This is a genomic window from Ruminococcus sp. OM04-4AA, from assembly GCF_003462585.1.
Lineage (GTDB): Bacteria > Bacillota > Clostridia > Lachnospirales > Lachnospiraceae > Mediterraneibacter > Mediterraneibacter faecis.
On sequence record NZ_QTZH01000159.1, the window covers coordinates 1 to 979 of the forward strand.

Annotated in this window: 1 rRNA gene; it reads left to right on the top strand. The window is 46.8% G+C overall.

What is annotated here, in order from left to right:
* Positions 1 to 223 precede the first annotated feature (223 nt).
* Positions 224 to 979, top strand: a 23S ribosomal RNA gene (locus tag DXB52_RS15905); the annotation flags it as partial.

Genomic DNA, 979 nt, shown 5'->3' on the forward strand with positions numbered 1-979 from the left:
GATGAAGAACTGAATAAGGACTTCATCTTATGTACCTTGAAAACTGCATATAGTAAAAATCAATAGATTTAGATAAATATCTAATCAAGACATCCGAGGTAATGTTAACAACATTAACTTACAGTCTGAAGAAAACAGACTTAAAATAAATTGACTATCACCAACGCATACAACGCTATGTATGTGTGGACATTATCCCATTCCCGTGGGATGAGGTCGAGTTGGTTATGCTGATAAGAGCGTATGGTGGATGCCTTGGCACTAAGAGCCGATGAAAGACGTGATAAGCTGCGAAAAGCTTCGGGGAGGAGCAAATATCCTTTGATCCGGAGATTTCTGAATGGGGAAACCTACTTGAGCAAACCTCAAGTATCCTTAAGCCAATACATAACTTAAGGAAGGGAACCCGGTGAACTGAAACATCTAAGTAGCCGGAGGAAGAGAAAACAACATGTGATTCTGTGAGTAGCGGCGAGCGAAAACGGAAGAGCCCAAACCAGCGTGCGTGCATGCTGGGGTTCGGACCGCGGAATTGATTCAACGAGTTTAGCAGAACGGTTTTGGGAAAGCCGGCCAGAGAGGGTGAAAGCCCCGTAAGCGAAAGACGAGTTGACATGGCGGGATCCAGAGTACCACGAGACACGTGGAACCTTGTGGGAAGATGCGGGGACCACCCCGTAAGGCTAAATACTACTTAGTGACCGATAGCGCATAGTACTGTGAAGGAAAGGTGAAAAGGACCCCGGGAGGGGAGTGAAAAAGAACCTGAAACCATATGTTTACAAGCTGTGGAAGAGCTTTATATGCTCAACCGCGTACTTTTTGTAGAACGGTCCGGCGAGTTACGCTGGCTGGCGAGGTTAAGGACTAAAGGTCCGGAGCCGAAGGGAAACCAAGTCTGAATAGGGCGCATAGTCAGTCGGAGTAGACCCGAAACCGGGTGATCTATCCATGTCCAGGTTGAAGTTGCCGTAAAAGG